Here is a 16886-nt window from a genome sequence, read left to right on the forward strand (position 1 = left end):
GGCGCTGTGAACGTTCCGGGCGCGCAACGCCGTCTGAATCGTGCCGAACGGAATTCGGGAGAGCTTTTCGCATTCAGAACCTGAATTGTCCACCGGTCCGCGAATTCTTCTGCATGTGATTGACATGTGAACCATGTGCACCGAGTTGTTCTTGTGCCACGATGTGCGGCGACCGCACGACCTGGGGGTGGAGATGCTGTACTTCGGAGGGCTGTTCGGAGTCCTGATGCTGGGACTGACGATTTTCGCCGTGGTGGACGTGATCACGACCGACGACGGTTCCGTTCGCAACCTGCCGAAGGTGTTGTGGCTTCTCCTGGTCCTGCTGTTCCCGTTGGTCGGCTCGATCGCCTGGCTCGTCGCGGGGCGTCCGGTGGGGACCGGACGCGCGCGTTTCGCGGCACAGGAGCGCGGTGCTCCCGCTTATCCCGAGTACGACCGGCCGGGGCGGTTCGCGGCCACGAACGCAGACGACGACCAGGAGTTCCTGCGCCGCTGCCGAGAGCGCGCGGAGGAACAACGACGCAAGGGACGCGAGAACCAGTGAGGATAGTCCTGCTGTTCTTAGTTGTTCTGCTCGCCGGTTGTGGCGGAAACGCGCAAATGGCGGCACAACCCCCTTCCCCGCAACCCTCCACTTCGGACGAACTGGCGCCGGCCGATTTCCAGGCGCGCTGGTGGACCTGGGCCACCCAGCCCTCCGGCACCAATCCGGTGTCCGACACCTCCGGGCGCTACTGCATGCGCGACCAGCCCGTCGACGTCTGGTTGCTCGCCGGGTCGCTCGGCGGGGGTCCCGTCGAGCGGCAGTGCCGGGTCCCCGCCGACAAACCACTGCTCGCTCCGGCCGTGAACCTCGCGAGCGACATCGCCTCCTGCGAGGCGTTCATGAAGGGCGCGCAGGGCGAGGTGCTCCTCGACGGCTCGACGCAGACGCTCACGAAGGTGACCGCCACGCCGTTCACCTTCGAGGCGCGGGCGGGCAACCCCTACGGCGCCCAGACCGGCCGGGTCAACTCGGTCGGCTGCGGCCTGTACGCGTGGATCCCCGCTCCCACCTCCGGTGAGCACGAGCTCGTGATCCGCGGATCCGGCGGCGGCAAGGAGATCGACGTGAAGTACAAGCTGATCGTCGGAGCCGACTAGGAACGCCGAGCGGGAAAACCAGGTGCGCCGATCCGGTAACGTGGTTCGTGGCGTCCGAGCAGACGTGAGGCTGGAGCCGCTCCCCGGCAGTGAGCGGCGTTCTCCGCCGCGGTGTTCAGCAACTCCTGCTCACCGAAGCGAACAGACCACGTAGACGCGTGACACATGCGTCCTTGTCTTGCCGAGCCGGGCGGCGGAAACGAGGACTGCTGTCATGGCACGTCTGTCCACCACGGACCAGCTGGCCGACCTCCGGCGCACCTACACGGGCGAGAACCTGTCCCAGGCGGTCCCGGCCGTCCGCGACGGGGGCCCGGTGCTGCCCGACGCGGCCACCGAGGCCCAGTGCCGGCTCGAGGCGCAGGTGCTGCTCGCCGGGTGCACCGCGGCGAGCATGCTCCAGCTGATGCCGCCCGCGAGCATCGTCACGCCCACCCACGCGTTCCGGACCGTGGAACCGGGGGAGACGCTCAGGCTGCACCTGGCCGACAGGGCTCTCGGCCCGCTGCTGTTCGAACTGCTGCCGCGCACCGAGGGCGGTTTCGGCATGGGCGTCGCCGGTCTCGAGCACCGGCAGTACCGGCGCTCGGCCGAGCTGACCACTGGTGACGCCGGCGTCGTGCTGGCCGGGGTCGACGAGCAGGCCTGGGACGTGGGCATGCGCTACGTCCGCTGGATGCACGAGCACCGCGGCGTCGACCACACCGACGGCGGCGGCAACGACGACGAGGTCGCGGAAGCGGCCACTGGGAGCGCCCTGCTGCGCCGGGTACACCTGTGGCATGACGCCAGTTGGCTGCGAGCACTCCCGATGGGCGGGGCCTGGTTCGCCGAATGGGCCGGCGGCCCGGCGGAGGACGAGATCAGGCGCAAGCTCGACCACCCGGAGTTCGGGACCACCCGCCAGGTCGTGCTGCGCCGCATCGACGCGCCGGCCGAGGACGTCGAGCAGGGCCTGCGCACGTACCCGTGGCCTGAGGAGTTCGTGTCTGCCGTCACGGCCACCGAGCCTGATCAGCGGCCTCACCGCCGGTAGACTGCTCTTTCGCCCGCAGGAACGATCGTCAGGAGGACCCCGGTGACCCAGCAGGCTGCCGAGGCCCAGTCCGATGCCACGCGCAAGGCCCCCCGCGTGCTCGTCGCCGAGGACGAGGCTCTGATCCGCCTCGACCTCGTGGAGATGTTGCGCGAAGAGGGCTACGACGTGGCGGGCGAGGCCGCAGATGGTGAAGAGGCCATCAAGCTCGCCACCGAGCTCGATCCCGACCTGGTGATCCTGGACGTCAAGATGCCCAAGGTCGACGGGATCGAGGCGGCGCAGCACATCGCGGGCAACAGGATCGCGCCCGTCGTGATCCTCACCGCGTTCAGCCAGCGCGACCTGGTCGAACGCGCCCGTGACGCGGGTGCGATGGCGTACCTGGTCAAGCCGTTCGCGAAGCGGGACCTCGTGCCCGCGATCGAGCTGGCGATGAGCCGGTTCAACGAGCTGGCCGCACTGGAGCAGGAGGTCGCCGGGCTCACCGAACGCCTGGAGACCCGCAAGACGGTGGAGCGGGCCAAGGGCATCCTCATGACCAAGCAGGGTCTGAGCGAGCCGGAGGCGTTCCGCTGGGTGCAGCGCACCGCCATGGACCGCCGCACGACGATGAAGGCCGTCGCAGAGGCCGTCATCGAGAACTTCGGCTGAGTCAGCGTCGGCTGAGTTCGAGCCACACGGAGTCCGTCTGCCGCCCCGGATCCTCGGGGCGCAGGCGGACTTCGACGTTGTGGCCGCCCTTCAGCGCGAGCCGCAGCTCGTGCCGGCCCCCGACGCCGCCCGGAATCGGCACGGTCGCCGCGAGAGAGCTGTCGACGTACACCTCGAAGCCCGCCAACGGCGCCACTGAACGCGCCGGAGCGGCGTCCAGGGTGATCGCCAGCGTCGCGTCGTTCGGGGTCACACGGACGAACTCAGCCGTCATCACGGGCAAAACGGGCGTCGGCTCCCGCGGGGCGTTCTCCAGCCGCACCGGGGACTGGCGCGGCACCTCGAAGTAGCTCTCCAGCACCTGCGCCTGCGACGCGCCCGGCATGCGCAACACGAACGGCGACAGCGCGTCGGTCCCGTCCTCGGTGAGCAGCTCGGCGGGCACGTCGCCGACCAGCGTCAACTCGCTGCCCTCCGCCGCCGACCAGCCGCTCACCACCGGCCGCAACGGCACCCTCGCGGTGCCGAGCTGCGCGACCAGGCCGTTCGGGTCACCGCCGTCACCGAGGCGCACCGTCGTCCTCAACCGCGCCGAAGGGGCTCCACGCAGTGGTGCGCGCGCCGTGCCGATGCCCGGCGCCTCCTCCTCGGGTTCGAGCACGCGCAGCGTCCCCGCGACGATGGACGTCTCGGTCACCTCGTCCACGGGTCCGCGCGACCCGGTGATGCCCACGGCGTCGATCTCCACGCGTCCGGGATAGCCCGGCGGAGGCGTCACGCCGACCAGAACGCTCGCCTCGCGCCACTTCGGCGACACCGGCACGGACGCGATCTGGGCGCCATCTTGCACGACGCGCACATCGTTATCTGTGACCACCGCTTCGAATCGATGCAGAACGCCTGCTCCGCGCGTTCCGGGCGCCACGGAGTCGTCCACGACCACCCGGACCGCATCAGCGGGAGGTATGGGTCCGAGTCGATCAGGCGTTCCGGGCACCAGGTCCAGCACGAGCCTTCCGCGCGGCCCGGCGGCGTCCGTCACCACGGCCACCCGGCCCCGTTCGCCCGAGTCGCTCAGCCGCAACGGCGTCCGTGCGCGCAGCACGGCCGTGTCGTCGCCGCACGGCATGTCGAGCACGAGACGCCCTCCGGAGCCAGATCCGGGGTTAACGCAGCCGTCACGGGCACTCAGGTGGTAGCGGCGTTCCAAGAACGAGTCGTCGAAGTCGTCCAGCCAGCCGTCGACCGCCTGGCGCCAACTGTCGTCACTCGGGCGCTCCTCCGCCCTGACCGGTGAAGATCGCTGCCCGAAGGCGTCCACCGCGCGCACCTCCGGCGTTCCGGAGCCCGTGATCTCGGGTGAGGCGACGAGCCGGCCGTCCACCTCGTACCCGGCCGCGCCGTCCACGGGTGCCCATTGGACCCGTCCGCCGCTGCTCCATACGGAGGACGGAGGCCTGGGCGGAGCCGGTCGAGGGGAAACCTCGACGAAATCTGCTGTGTACTTAGTTAAGCGAACTGCTTCTGAGCTGGGCTTCTTCGAGGCATCATCGGACTCGCGCAATGCGAGCACAGCGGCCACCACTACGGCCGCGGTGCACACGACTGCGATCACCCGACGACGGGGAGTCATACGACGAGGTTATGGCAGCCGTCCAAAGAGTGAACGAAGGTTACAGTCTGTGACATTGCTTAAGTGAAACATAACGCCGCGTTGCGTTATGGTCACGAGCCCATTGGCTTTGATGACTGCGGTCACAGTCATCGCCTAGGTTCCGGCCATCCCTCAGGAGAGGGTGATGGAGCGGTGCGCGGAGATCTCGCGTAGCCGGGAGCAGGGATATAGGAGGGACATCACGTGCGTAAGCACTCTGTGAAGTCCGCAGCGATCGTCGGCGCCTCGCTGCTTGTTCTTGCAGCCTGTGGCTCGAACAAGACCGAGGGCGGCGGCACCACCGGGGGCAGCTGCGACACGTCGAAGGGCACTCTGACCGTCGGTGTTGTCGCCCCGTTGTCCGGGAACCTGTCCGCTCTCGGCGTCGGCATCAAGCAGTCCGCCGAGCTCGCCGTGGACGAGGCGAACAAGAAGTGCACGGTTCCGGGCTTCAAGCTCGCCGTGTCGGCTCAGGACGACGAGGCCAACCCCGCCAAGGGTGCCCAGGCCGCCACGAAGCTGTCGACCGACCCGAACGTCGTCGGTGTCGTCGGCACGCTGAACTCGTCGGTCGCCCAGACCGTGCAGCCGATCCTGCGGGACAAGAAGATCCCCCAGGTGTCGCCCGCCAACACGAACCCGTCGCTCACCAGGGGCAACGACTTCCTGACGGCCCCGAAGCGCCAGTTCGACAACTACTTCCGCGTCTGCACCACCGACGACCTGCAGGGCCCGTACGCGGCCAACTACCTCGTCGAGAAGGCCGGCAAGAAGAAGATCGCGATCATCACCGACGGCAAGACCTACGGTGAGGGCCTCGCGGCCGAGCTGTCGAAGCAGGTCACCAAGAAGGGTGGCACGATCGTCGGCTCCGAGAAGGTCGGCGAGAAGGACACCGACTTCTCCGGCGTGATCGCCAAGATCAAGGCCCTCGGCCCGGAGGCCGTCTACTACGGCGGTGAGTACCCGGTCGCCGGCCCGCTGTCCAAGCAGATGAAGGACGCCGGTCTCGACGTTCCGCTGATGGGCGGCGACGGCATCTACGACGGCAAGTTCATCGAGCTCGGCGGCAAGGAGGGCGACCTCGCCACCTCCGTCGGTGCCCCGACCGAGTCCCTGGCCACGGCCAAGGCCTTCGTCGACGCGTACAAGGCGAAGTTCGGCAAGGAGGACTACGCCGCCTACGGTGCGTTCTCCTACGACGCCGCGAACGCGATCATCGGTGGTCTGGCCAAGACCCTCGAGGGTGGCGCTGCCTGGGACGACTCGAAGCGTGACGCCATGCTGACCAACGTCGGCTCCTACACGGGCTCCGGCGCGACCGGCAACGTCAAGTTCGACCAGTACGGCGACAGCACCAACAAGGTCCTGACCGTCTACTCGGTCACGTCCGGCAAGTGGAAGGACGTTCAGACCGGCGAGTTCACCGGCTGACGGCTACCTAGTCACTGATTGAGCCACGGCGGGGGCGGGCGTTGTTTGCTCGCCCCCGCCGTCTACGGAGGTAGTCGTGTCAGTCCTGCTCCAACAGCTGGCCAACGGGGTCGTTCAGGGTGCGTTGATCGCCCTGATCGCCCTCGGGTACACGATGGTGTACGGCATCATCCAGCTGATCAACTTCGCTCACGGCGAGGTTTTCATGGTGGCCTCGTACGGAGGCCTCGCCACGTTCACGCTTCTTCCTGACGACCTCAAGAAGTCGCCTGCCGTGGCACTGCCGCTCATGTTCGTCGGCGGCATCGTGGTGGCGGTCGTCGTGGCCGTGATCATGGAACGGTTCGCCTACCGGCCGCTGCGCAACGCGCCCCGGCTGGCACCGCTGATCACAGCGCTCGGCGTGTCCGTGTTCCTGCAGGAGGCTGTGCGCGTCTTCTACCCGAACGCCAAGTCGAACCTGCCGTACCCGAAGGTCTTCCCCGAGGGCAACCTGACGATCGGCTCGGTCAACATCTCGTGGACCGGCATCATGCTCGTCGTGCTCTCCGTGGGCCTCGCGGTCATCCTGCAGACCTACATCAACCGGTCCCGCATGGGCCGCGCGATGCGGGCCACCGCGCAGGACCCCGACACCGCGAAGCTCATGGGCGTCAACCCCGACCGCGTGATCGTGCTGACGTTCATCATCGGTGCCGTGCTCGCCGGTGTCGCGGGCATCATGTTCGGCGGCTACCTGAACAACATCAACATCGACATGGGCTTCCAGAACGGCATCTTCGCCTTCACGGCGGCCGTCCTGGGCGGCGTCGGCAGCATCCGCGGCGCGGTCATCGGCGCGTTCATCATCGGTCTGATCAAGACCGTGGCCGGTCAGTACATGCCGGGCGGCACCCAGTACGACTACGTGTGGATCTTCGTCGTGCTGATCCTCGTGCTCGTCTTCCGCCCGCAGGGTCTGTTCGGTGAGCCGGAAAGGGTGCGCGCATGAGTACGGTCGACACCTCTGCGAAGCGCTCCGCGCTCGCGCCTCTCGGCAAGCCGTTCGCGGCCGCCGGTGGCGTGCTCGGCATCGTCGCGGCACTCCTGCCGTGGGTCACGTTCACGCTCAACGACGGCAACTGGCCCGACAAGTCGACGCTGCAGTTCTTCGACGCGCCGTTCCAGGTCACCGGTTTCCGGTGGCACGTGCTGGTGCTGGGCGTCCTCGTCCTCGTCGCCGCCTTCGCGCCGGTCCCGTCCAAGGGCCGCGTCGTCCGGGCGCTCGGCTGGGGCCTCACGCTCGTGTCGTTCGTCAACACGGCGTACATCACCGTCAAGGGTGGCGGCCTTGGTGCCGTGACGGCCCTCGACGGCGCCACGGCGTTCGGTGGCATCGTCGGCCTCGTCGCCGGTGTGCTGACGATCCTGGCGGGCTACGGCATCGGCATCGAGCCGGTGGGCGAGTGGAAGTTCAAGGTCTCCACGCCGGTCGCGTACCTGGTGCTGCTGGTGTCGTTCGGCGCGGTGCTCTACGCCGTCGCCGCGATGCTGACCACCGGTGGCGTCGGCTCGGCCAACCCGTACGCGGGCGCGATCTTCCTGTCGTTCCTCGGGTTCGCCGGCGGTCTGCTGGCGGCGCTGAGCGGCGTCGGGTTCGTCCGCTGGATCTCGGCCCTGTCGGAGCAGCACCGCGTGTTCAGCGTGATCGTGCTGGCCGCGTGCGCGCTGCTGCTGCCGTTCACCGAGGCGGGCAACGAGTACTGGATGACGGTCGCGGCGAACATCGGCATCTACGCCGCCACCGCGATCGGCCTGAACATCGTCGTCGGCCTCGCGGGTCTGCTCGACCTCGGGTACGTGGCGTTCATGGGCATCGGTGCCCTCGTGGCAGCGAACTTCTCCGGTGCCGCCACCGCGTACTTCGGCTTCGACCTGCCGTTCCCCGTCGCCGCCGTCATCGCGGCAGTCGTGGCCGGCATCTTCGGCGCCATCGTCGGTTCGCCGACGCTGCGGGTCCGCGGTGACTACCTGGCGATCGTGACGCTGGCGTTCGGTGAGATCTTCACCCGCTCCGCGCAGAACGACATCGGTGGCTTCACCAACGGCTCCAACGCCATCCCGGGCATTCCGGCGCTGTCGTTGTTCGGGGCGGAGTTCAACAAGTCGTTCACGATCGGCGCGGTGAAGCTGCCCGCCGGTGTCCTCTACTACGTCCTCATCGTGCTGCTCGTCGCGGCGACGATGGCGGTGTTCGCGAACCTCAAGTTCAGCCGCATCGGCCGTGCCTGGATCGCGATCCGCGAGGACGAGGACGCCGCCCGCGCGATGGGCATCCGCACCGGCAAGATGAAGATCCTCGCGTTCCTCATCGGCGCCATGCTCGCGGGTCTCGCGGGCGCGGTGTTCGCGCACAAGAACGGCACCGTCTCGTACGAGTCGTTCAAGTTCCTCGAGTCGGTCACGCTGCTCGCGGCGGTCATCCTCGGCGGCATGGGCTCGATCCCCGGCGCCGTCCTCGGTGCCGCGCTGCTGTTCGTGCTGCCCGAGAAGCTGAGGGACTTCGAGGACTACCGCCTCATGATCTTCGGCCTCGCGCTGATCCTGATCATGCGGTTCCGGCCGGTCGGCCTGATCCCCGATGCGCACAGGCGCGCTGAGATGGTCGAACGCGCCGACGAGAACGCCGAAGAGGCGCATTTGGAGGCGAAGAAGGCATGAGCACGCCGGTTTTGGAGGCGCGCGACGTCTCGATGGTCTTCGGTGGCCTCAAGGCGTTGAAGGGCGTCACTCTGACGCTCGAGGAAGGCAAGATCGTCGGCCTCATCGGCCCGAACGGCGCGGGGAAGACCACCTTCTTCAACTGCCTGACGGGTCTGTACACGCCGACCACCGGGCAGGTGCTGCTCAAGGGCAACGTCCTGCCCGGCGACCCGGCGAAGGTGACGGACGCGGGCGTGGCCCGCACGTTCCAGAACATCCGCCTGTTCCCCAGCATGACCGTGCTGGAGAACGTCATGGTCGGCCGGCACGTCCGGATGAAGCAGGGCCCGCTGGCCTCGCTGTTCCACGGCCCCGCCTACCAGCGCGGGGAGAAGGCGGCGCGCGAGCGGTCGCGGGAGCTGCTCGCGTTCGTCGGCCTGAACGGCGTCGAGGACGAGCTCTCGCGCAACCTCCCCTACGGCGACCAGCGCCGTCTGGAGATCGCGCGTGCGCTCGCGACGGACCCGGCGGTGCTGCTGCTGGACGAGCCCACCGCGGGCATGAACCCGCAGGAGACGGAAGCGACGCAGCAGCTGATCTTCCGCATCCGCGAGACGGGTGTGTCCGTCGTGGTCATCGAGCACGACATCAAGTTCATCTTCGGTCTGTGCGACTCGGTCTCCGTGCTCGTGCAGGGCGAGCTGCTCGTCGAGGGCAGCCCCGAGGTCGTGCGGGCGGACCCGCGGGTGGTCGAGGCCTACCTCGGCAAGCCGCCGGAGGAAGTCCAGCACGACGTCGAGGCCGCCGCTGCTGCTGAGGAGGAGCAGGCATGACCGCGCTGCTCGAAGTCCGCAACCTTTCGGTCGCCTACGGCGCCATCGAGGCCGTCCGCGACATCTCGTTCACCGTCGAGGCCGGCCAGATCGTGTCGCTGATCGGCTCGAACGGTGCGGGCAAGACCACGACCCTGCGCACCATCTCGGGTCTGTTGCGGCCGACCAACGGCTCCATCCGGTTCCAGGGCAAGGAGATCCACGGCGAGCCCGCCCACGCCATCCTCGGCATGGGTATCTCGCACTCGCCCGAGGGACGCCGGCTCTTCCCGCGCATGACCGTGGAGGAGAACCTGCAGCTCGGCGCGTACGTCCGCAAGGACGACGGTGTCCAGGCCGACATGGACCGCGTCTACGAGCTGTTCCCCGTCCTGGGAGAGCGCCGCCACAACAAGGCGGGCCTCTTCTCCGGTGGTGAGCAGCAGATGCTCGCCATCGGCCGCGCGATGATGTCCAAGCCCCGCCTGCTCATGCTCGACGAGCCCTCCATGGGCCTCTCGCCGATCATGACGCAGCGGATCTTCGACACCATCAAGGAGCTGCAGTCGCTCGGCACCACCATCCTCCTGGTGGAGCAGAACGCCCTGGCGGCGCTCGCGTTGTCGGACCACGGCTACGTGATCGACCTCGGCAGGACCACCCTGGACGGTCCGGGGCACTCGCTCCTGGCCGACCAGCGGGTGCGCGACGCGTACCTGGGCGAGGCCCACTGAGGGTTTTCGTTCGGGGGAGCGGGGCGGAGGACTTGTCCTCCGCCCCGCTTTTCGTTTCAGGCGCGGTCGAAGTCGGCCAGGATCCGGGGCAGGGCCAGTTTGGCCGCCCTGCCGTGGTTCACGTCCGCGCCGAGGTCGACGAGCGTGCTGCGGGCGTGGCGCTGCTCCAGCCGACGGTCGCAGTACGCGGACGTTTCGAGGAGCGTGTCGCGGTCGCCTGCCGAGGAGTAGAGCGTGACGGGCACCTCCGGGCGCCAGTCGCAGGTGCTGTCCGCCTCGCGCAGTTTCGCCTCCAGGACGCCGGTGGGGTGCTGGAGGCGGGCGAAGTAGCCGTCGGTCAGGAGCTCCCGCATCGTGGCCGGGAGGCGCGGGAAGATGTCCTCGTTGCGGTGCTCGCCGTCGAACAGGGCCTCGATCGACGGGTCGCGGAAGACCTCGGCCGGGCTGTCGTAGAGGTGGAAGAGGCGGTTCCAGGCCACCGTCCAGTACGCCATGTACGCGACGCCGTTGGCGATCTCGTCCTTCAGCGCTCTGGCCACGAGCAGGCTCGGCTTGAACGGGCCACCTATCGGGGCCAGGGCGCCCACCTCCAGGCGTGGGTCGGCGCCGTGCTGCAGGGCCCGGCCCAGTGCCATGGCCGCGTGACCGCCCTGGGAGTGGCCGGTGATCATGACGCGCCGGTCCGGGCGCAGGCCCAGCGAGGCGGCGTGGGCGCGGGCGGCGCGCAGGGCGTCGACGGACGCCGTGACGGTGGAGCTGACGTCCACGTACGGGTGAAAACCGGGGCCGGTGCCCAGGCCCAGGTAGTCCGGGGCCGTGGTCAGGTAGCCCGCCGAGGCGAAGAGGTAGGTCGCGGCTCGGTCGTTGCCGTCCGCCACCGACGCGACGGAACCCCGGTAGCCCGTGGTGCCGTGCAGCCAGGTGGCCTGCCGCGGCGTGCGGTCTCCGTTGCGCGGCAAGGCGATCAGCGCGCTTGCCGTCGTCGGTCTGCCGAAGGCGTCGATGGTCCGGTAGGTGATGCGCTTCGCCTCCACGGCGAAGCGGACGCGCGAGGCGTCCAGGGCGTGGTCCCCCAGGTACTCGACCAGCTGGGTGGTGTCCACCGTGGACACCGGGACGACGTCGAGGAGCGCGCCGCGAGCCGTGCGGGCCGACGCGGTGGCCGGGGCCGTGGCCGCGACCAGCGCGCCGCACAGGACCGCTGCTGTCAGTCGAGTCGTGAAGGTCATGCGCACCACGATCTCGGGCTGATCTTGGTCGCACACTGGGGTGGGCCACACAAAAATGGTGTGGTTTACCCCAGTTCTCAGGCGCCCGGCGGCTTGGGGCGCAGGATGCAGGTGAGGCGGGCGGTGCAGGTGCGCCTGCCCTCCTCGTCGGTGATCACGATCTCGTACGTGGTCGTGCTGCGTCCCAGGTGGATCGGCCGTGCCACACCGGTCACGATCCCCTCGCGCGCCGCTCGGTGGTGGGTGCAGGACAGCTCGAGCCCGAGTGCGATGAGGCCGTGCTCGGAGGCGTGCATGGCGGACGCGATGGACCCCAGCTGCTCGGCGAGCACCGCGTTCGCACCGCCGTGGAGCAGGCCGAACGGCTGGCGGTTGCCCTTCACCGGCATCGTGCCGATCATCTCCTGCACATCCCATCGGGTGATTTCGATGCCCATGCGGGTGTGCAACTGCTCGTCGGCGAAGTCGAGTGGCAGGTCGGGGGTCACGCGTGCTCCAAGGGTTCAAGCAGAACTGTCAGACCCCCACCCTAGACTCGGGCCCGTGACTACCTCAGACGTGAAGCGGCTCCTGCTCATCGACGGTCACTCGATGGCCTACCGAGCGTTCTACGCCCTGCCCGCAGAGAACTTCGTGACGAAGACGGGCCAGGTCACGAACGCCGTGTACGGGTTCACGTCCATGTTGATCAACATCCTGCGCGACGAGAAGCCGACGCACGTGGCGGTGGCGTTCGACGTCTCGCGCAAGACGTTCCGCTCCGAGCAGTACCCCGAGTACAAGGCCGGCCGCTCGAAGACGCCGGACGAGTTCCGCAGCCAGGTCTCCCTGATCAAGGACGTGCTGGCCACGCTGGCCATCCCGACCATGGAGAAGGAGAACTACGAGGCGGACGACATCATCGCGACCCTGACCACGCAGGCCGTGGCGCAGGGCGTCGAGGTGGAGATCGTCACCGGCGACCGCGACGCGTTCCAGCTGGTCAACGACAAGGTGACGGTGCTGTACCCGGTCAAGGGCGTCTCGGAGATGGGCCGCTTCACCCCGGCGTACGTCGAGGAGAAGCACGGCGTGCGGCCCGACCAGTACGCGGACTACGCGGCGGTGCGCGGCGACTCGTCGGACAACCTGCCGAACACCCCCGGCGTCGGCCCGAAGACGATCATCAAGCTGCTCAACCAGTTCGGCGGGCTGAACGAGCTGGTCGACCGCATCGACGAGGTGCCGGGCAAGGTCGGCGAGGCGCTGCGCGGCAACCTGGCGAACATCATCATGAACCGCCAGCTCACGGAGCTCATCAAGGACGTCGAGCTGCCGTACACGATCGACGGCCTCGAGGCGCAGCAGTGGGACCGCGACGCCGTGCACGCGCTGTTCGACGAGCTGGAGTTCCGCGTCCTGCGCGACCGTCTCTTCCAGACGCTGTCGACCGCCGAGCCGGAGGCCGAGGAGGGCTTCGAGGTGTCCGGCGGCGCGATCCCCGCGGGCACGCTCGCGCAGTGGCTCGACGCTAACGCCCGCGGGAGCAGGGTCGGCGTCGCGTTGCGCATCACGACCGATCTGGAGGGCGTCGCGCTGTGCACCGCCACCGGTGAGGGCGGGTACGTCGACGTCACGCAGCTGAACGAGGCCGACGAGCAGGCGCTCGCCGCGTGGCTCGCCGACGAGTCCGTGGCCAAGGCGGGCCACGACCTGAAGCTGCCGCTGCGCCGGGTGCGCGCCCGCGGCTGGAAGTTGCGCGGCCTGACGTCGGACACGGCGCTCGCCGCCTACCTGGTGCGTCCCGGCCAGCGCTCGTTCGCGCTGGACGACCTCGCGCTGCGCTACCTCAAGCGCGAGCTGCGGGCTGAGGAGTCCGGTGACGGCCAGCTGTCGTTGCTCTCCGACGAGTCTGAGGAGGCGCAGAAGCTCGCCACGAGCACGATCCTGCGCGCGCGTGCCGTCGCCGAGCTCGCCGACCGGCTCGACGAGGAACTGGTGACGATCGGCGGCGCAGACCTGCTCGCGAACCTCGAGCTGCCGTTGATGAACGTGCTCGACGAGGTCGAGGCCGTCGGCATCGCGATCGACGTCGAGCACCTCTCGGAGCTGGAGGCGCACTTCGCGGCCGGCGTGAAGCAGGCGGCGCAGGACGCGTACTCGGTGATCGGCAAGGAGATCAACCTCGGCAGCCCGAAGCAGCTGCAGACGGTCCTCTTCGACGAGCTCAACATGCCGAAGACGAAGAAGACCAAGACCGGCTACACCACGGACGCCGACGCGCTGCAGAACCTGTTCGAGCAGACCGAGCACCCGTTCCTGCAGCACCTGCTCGCGCACCGCGACGTCACCCGGCTCAAGTCCACTGTGGACGGTCTGCTGAAGTCGGTGGCCGACGACGGCCGCATCCACACGACGTTCCACCAGACGATCGCCGCCACGGGCCGGCTGTCCTCGACGGACCCGAACCTGCAGAACATCCCGATCCGCACGGACGAGGGCCGCCGCATCCGCCAGGCGTTCGTCGTCGGCGAGGGCTACGCGGAGCTGATGACCGCGGACTACAGCCAGATCGAGATGCGCATCATGGCCACGCTGTCCGGCGACGAGGGCCTGATCGCGGCGTTCAACTCGGGCGAGGACCTGCACACCTACGTGGCGTCGCAGGCGTTCTCGATCCCCACCTCCGAGGTGACGGGCGAGATGCGCCGCCGCATCAAGGCGATGTCGTACGGCCTGGCCTACGGCCTGTCGGTGTTCGGCCTGTCGCAGCAGCTGCGCATCCCGACCGAAGAGGCCCGCGAGCAGATGGAGGCGTACTTCTCCCGCTTCGGCGGCGTGCGCGACTACCTCAACGAGATCGTCGAGAAGGCCCGCAAGGACGGCTACACCGAGACCGTCCTCGGCCGCCGCCGCTACCTGCCGGACCTGACGTCGGACAACCGCCAGCGCCGCGAGATGGCCGAGCGCATGGCCCTCAACGCCCCGATCCAGGGCAGCGCCGCGGACATCATCAAGGTGGCCATGCTGGGCGTCTACCGCGCGCTCGAGTCCTCGGACCTGCGCTCGCGCATGCTCCTGCAGGTGCACGACGAACTGGTGCTCGAGGTGGCCGAGGGCGAGCGCGAGGCCGTCGAGGCCCTCGTGCGCGACCAGATGGGCAACGCCTACCAGCTGCGGGTGCCGCTGGAGGTGTCGGTGGGCGTGGGCCGCTCCTGGGACGACGCCGCCCACTAGGGCGAGCCGCTTGGCCCGCAGCCCCGGTTGAGCCCCAGGCTCGGCCGGGGCTGAGTGCTGTCCGGGGGCGCGCGGGTGGGGTGCTGTGCGGTGAGGGTGGTGGATGGGTGGCTGCCGCGCTGGCGAGGAGTGGGATGGTGCGGCGTGGGGTGAGCGGTGTGGGCTGGGCGAGCGGCGTGGCTGCTGCGCGAGCGTGGGCGCTGGGTGACGCGATCGCTGAGTGCGGGGGATGCACGGCCGCCTGGCGGGCGTGGCTGATGGGCGGCGTGGCTGCTGCTGTCCGGGCGGAGGGGCGCGTGACACGGCTGCCGTGTGGGCAGCAGATGCGACGGCGGTGCGGCGCTCGCGTGGGCGGCGGCCGCGGAATCGTTTGCCCCATTGGAACTTATAGCGCGCGGTGGGGCTTGCCGCAAGACCCGGTGGCGGCCCCACAATTCGTGGCCTCACAGGGAATTGAGGGGTTCCGCGATGCGATTTCTGCTGTCCACCATCGGGTCTCGGGGCGAGGCGCAGCCGCTCACCGCGCTGGCCGTGCGGTTGAAGGAGCTCGGGAACGACGTCGAGGTCGTGGCGCCGCCGGACTTCGAGGGACTCGTCACGGGCCACGGCGTCGGCTTCACGCCGGTCGGGCCCACCCTGCGCGCCACCAAGGCGGTGGAGCTCGCGGTGGGCGAGTTGCGGAGGTTGGCCGAGGAGTCGGTCAGAGAGCAGTTCCGGGTCGTCGCGGGGGCGGCCGGTCGGGCCGATGTTCTCGTGGCAGGGGGTGCGTTGCAGCACGCGACGCGGTCCGTGGCGGAGAGCATCGGGGCGCGGTACGTGTACGCGAGTTTCTGTGCGAACACCATGCCCTCGCCGCATCACGCTCCGCCGGCGATGCTCGGGAACGTTCCGGTGGAGGGCACGGCTGAGGAGAACCTCGCGCAGTGGGAGCGGCAACGGCAGTACTTCACGAGTTCGCGTGAGGCGCTCAATGACGAACGCGGCAAACTGGACCTGGCGCCGATCGAGGACGTGCGTGACCACATCTTCGGCGATGCGCCCTGGCTCGCGGCGGATCCGGTGCTCGGGCCGTGGCCCGGGCCCGGTGAAGTGGTGCAGACCGGTGCCTGGTTGCTCGACGATCGGAGGCCGCTGAGTCCGGAGCTGGAGGCGTTCCTGGACGAGGGCGAGCCGCCGGTCTACTTCGGTCTCGGCAGCATGCGCGGCCGACTGGACGGGGCCGTCGAGGCAGCGCGTCGGCTGGGTGAACGTGTTGTCCTGCAACGAGGTTGGGCGGGCTTGGAACTGCCGGACGACGGCGAGGACTGCATCGCCATCGGGGAGGTGAACCAGCAGGCGTTGTTCCGGCGGGTCGCTCTGGTCGTGCACCACGGTGGCGCCGGCACCTCCACGACGGCCGCGCTGGCCGGGAGACCGCAGGTCGTGGTGCCCCACATGTACGACCAGTACTACTGGGGGAGGCAGGTCGAGCGGCTGGATGTCGGGTGCTCGGCACCGGCAGTGACGGCGGAGGTGCTTGGCGAGGCGCTCCGGCTCGCTCCGCAAGCGGCAGAGGTGGCCGTAGAGGTGCGCACGGACGGTGCGCGGGTTGCGGCGGAACGGCTGATGGCGTTGCGATTCGCCTGAACCGGGCCGTGGGTGCGTGGTAAGCCAACGGCATGAGGATCCTCGCCCTGGTTTTGCTGCTCACCGCCTGCACGGCGACGGAGCCGGGCACACCGGCGAGGGAGGAGTGGCTCACGGGCCAGCTGACCTTCCGGAAGGTCGAGGGGCAGGCTCCCACCTCCAGGCCGTCGGCCGACCATCCGGTGCGGCAGAACGAGGCGGGCGATCCGGCGGTCGGGACGGCGCGGGCGGTTCGGCAGAGTGCGGACGCGAAGGTTCGGGAGCAGGCGCTCGGTGTGCTGGACTGCGCTGCTCCGGACCCGCTGGTCGGCAACGACGACCCGGTGGCGCCGTTGGTCACCTGTGACGCCGGTGAGTTCAAGTACGACCTCGGGCCGGTCTTCCTGGACGGGGATCGGGTCGCTGCGGCGTCGGCGGAGGTCGACCCGTCCGGGGCGGGCTTCGTGGTGACGGTCGAGTTCGACGCCGGGGGTGCGCGGACGTGGAGCGACTTCACGACGGCCAACGTCGGTGAGCAGGTCGCGATCCTGATCAACGGGCGGGTGCTCAGCGCGCCCACCGTGCAGTCGCCGATCACCGGCGGCTCGGCGCAGATCTCCGGCGGGTTCACCCGGGACGAGGCCGACCAGCTCGCGCGGCAGCTGGTGGGCCGGTGAAGGACAT

Annotated in this window: 15 protein-coding genes; 12 read left to right on the forward strand and 3 right to left on the reverse strand. The window is 69.0% G+C overall.

Annotated elements, in window-relative coordinates:
- Positions 1-193: 193 nt before the first annotated feature.
- The 4 genes from BMY74_RS35375 to BMY74_RS35390 all read left to right on the forward strand — a co-directional run bounded on the left by BMY74_RS35375 (position 194) and on the right by BMY74_RS35390 (position 2836).
- Complete coding sequence (locus BMY74_RS35375; RefSeq protein WP_089923863.1) at positions 194-547, forward strand: PLDc N-terminal domain-containing protein; 354 nt, start codon at positions 194-196, stop codon at positions 545-547.
- Positions 548-603: 56 nt separating this feature from the next.
- Entirely contained in the window at positions 604-1146 is a 543-nt protein-coding gene (locus tag BMY74_RS35380; protein ID WP_143091835.1) for a signal protein, read from the forward strand.
- A 214-nt stretch (positions 1147-1360) separates the two neighbouring features.
- Positions 1361-2182, forward strand: coding sequence for a hypothetical protein (locus BMY74_RS45430; RefSeq protein WP_089923403.1), 822 nt, complete (start codon positions 1361-1363; stop codon positions 2180-2182).
- A gap of 42 nt (positions 2183-2224) precedes the next feature.
- Positions 2225-2836, forward strand: a complete 612-nt coding sequence (locus tag BMY74_RS35390; protein ID WP_089923408.1) for an ANTAR domain-containing response regulator — start codon at positions 2225-2227, stop codon at positions 2834-2836.
- Position 2837: 1 nt separating this feature from the next.
- On the opposite strand, the gene BMY74_RS35395 is transcribed toward BMY74_RS35390, so the two are convergent.
- Positions 2838-4244 carry a hypothetical protein gene (locus tag BMY74_RS35395; RefSeq protein ID WP_089923413.1) on the reverse strand — a complete coding sequence of 469 codons (1407 nt, stop codon included), beginning with the start codon at positions 4242-4244 and terminating at the stop codon, positions 2838-2840.
- 450 nt (positions 4245-4694) lie between these two features.
- Here BMY74_RS35395 and BMY74_RS35400 point away from each other — a divergent pair, with 450 nt between their 5' ends.
- The 5 genes from BMY74_RS35400 to BMY74_RS35420 all read left to right on the forward strand — a co-directional run bounded on the left by BMY74_RS35400 (position 4695) and on the right by BMY74_RS35420 (position 10152).
- On the forward strand, positions 4695-5924 hold the full coding sequence (locus BMY74_RS35400) for a branched-chain amino acid ABC transporter substrate-binding protein (protein ID WP_089923416.1): 1230 nt from the start codon (positions 4695-4697) through the stop codon (positions 5922-5924).
- Between the two features lie 76 nt (positions 5925-6000).
- Positions 6001-6915 (forward strand): branched-chain amino acid ABC transporter permease, encoded by a 915-nt coding sequence (locus BMY74_RS35405; RefSeq protein ID WP_089923419.1) that lies wholly within the window; start codon positions 6001-6003, stop codon positions 6913-6915.
- Complete coding sequence (locus BMY74_RS35410; protein ID WP_089923422.1) at positions 6912-8624, forward strand: branched-chain amino acid ABC transporter permease; 1713 nt, start codon at positions 6912-6914, stop codon at positions 8622-8624. The genes BMY74_RS35405 and BMY74_RS35410 overlap by 4 nt, the downstream gene beginning before the upstream one ends.
- Positions 8621-9439: an ABC transporter ATP-binding protein gene (locus BMY74_RS35415; protein WP_089923425.1), complete on the forward strand. Its 819-nt coding sequence runs from the start codon at positions 8621-8623 to the stop codon at positions 9437-9439. Before BMY74_RS35410 ends, BMY74_RS35415 begins: the two co-directional genes overlap by 4 nt.
- Complete coding sequence (locus BMY74_RS35420; protein WP_089923428.1) at positions 9436-10152, forward strand: ABC transporter ATP-binding protein; 717 nt, start codon at positions 9436-9438, stop codon at positions 10150-10152. Before BMY74_RS35415 ends, BMY74_RS35420 begins: the two co-directional genes overlap by 4 nt.
- 56 nt (positions 10153-10208) lie before the next feature.
- Here the strand turns inward: BMY74_RS35420 and BMY74_RS35425 are convergent, their stop codons facing one another.
- Both BMY74_RS35425 and BMY74_RS35430 read right to left on the reverse strand, forming a co-directional pair.
- On the reverse strand, positions 10209-11381 hold the full coding sequence (locus BMY74_RS35425) for a lipase family protein (protein WP_143091836.1): 1173 nt from the start codon (positions 11379-11381) through the stop codon (positions 10209-10211).
- Positions 11382-11458: 77 nt separating this feature from the next.
- The gene (locus tag BMY74_RS35430) at positions 11459-11818 is read right to left on the reverse strand and encodes a hotdog fold thioesterase (protein WP_089923435.1); all 360 of its coding nucleotides are present in this window, start codon (positions 11816-11818) and stop codon (positions 11459-11461) included.
- Between the two features lie 106 nt (positions 11819-11924).
- Here BMY74_RS35430 and polA point away from each other — a divergent pair, with 106 nt between their 5' ends.
- The 3 genes from polA to BMY74_RS35445 all read left to right on the forward strand — a co-directional run bounded on the left by polA (position 11925) and on the right by BMY74_RS35445 (position 16879).
- Entirely contained in the window at positions 11925-14597 is a 2673-nt protein-coding gene (gene polA / locus BMY74_RS35435; RefSeq protein ID WP_281245027.1) for a DNA polymerase I, read from the forward strand.
- 468 nt (positions 14598-15065) lie between these two features.
- Complete coding sequence (locus BMY74_RS35440; protein ID WP_089923442.1) at positions 15066-16223, forward strand: glycosyltransferase; 1158 nt, start codon at positions 15066-15068, stop codon at positions 16221-16223.
- Positions 16224-16255: 32 nt separating this feature from the next.
- Positions 16256-16879: a SecDF P1 head subdomain-containing protein gene (locus BMY74_RS35445; RefSeq protein ID WP_089923446.1), complete on the forward strand. Its 624-nt coding sequence runs from the start codon at positions 16256-16258 to the stop codon at positions 16877-16879.
- Positions 16880-16886 lie beyond the last annotated feature (7 nt).

This window comes from Lentzea albida, assembly GCF_900111005.1.
GTDB lineage: Bacteria > Actinomycetota > Actinomycetes > Mycobacteriales > Pseudonocardiaceae > Lentzea > Lentzea albida.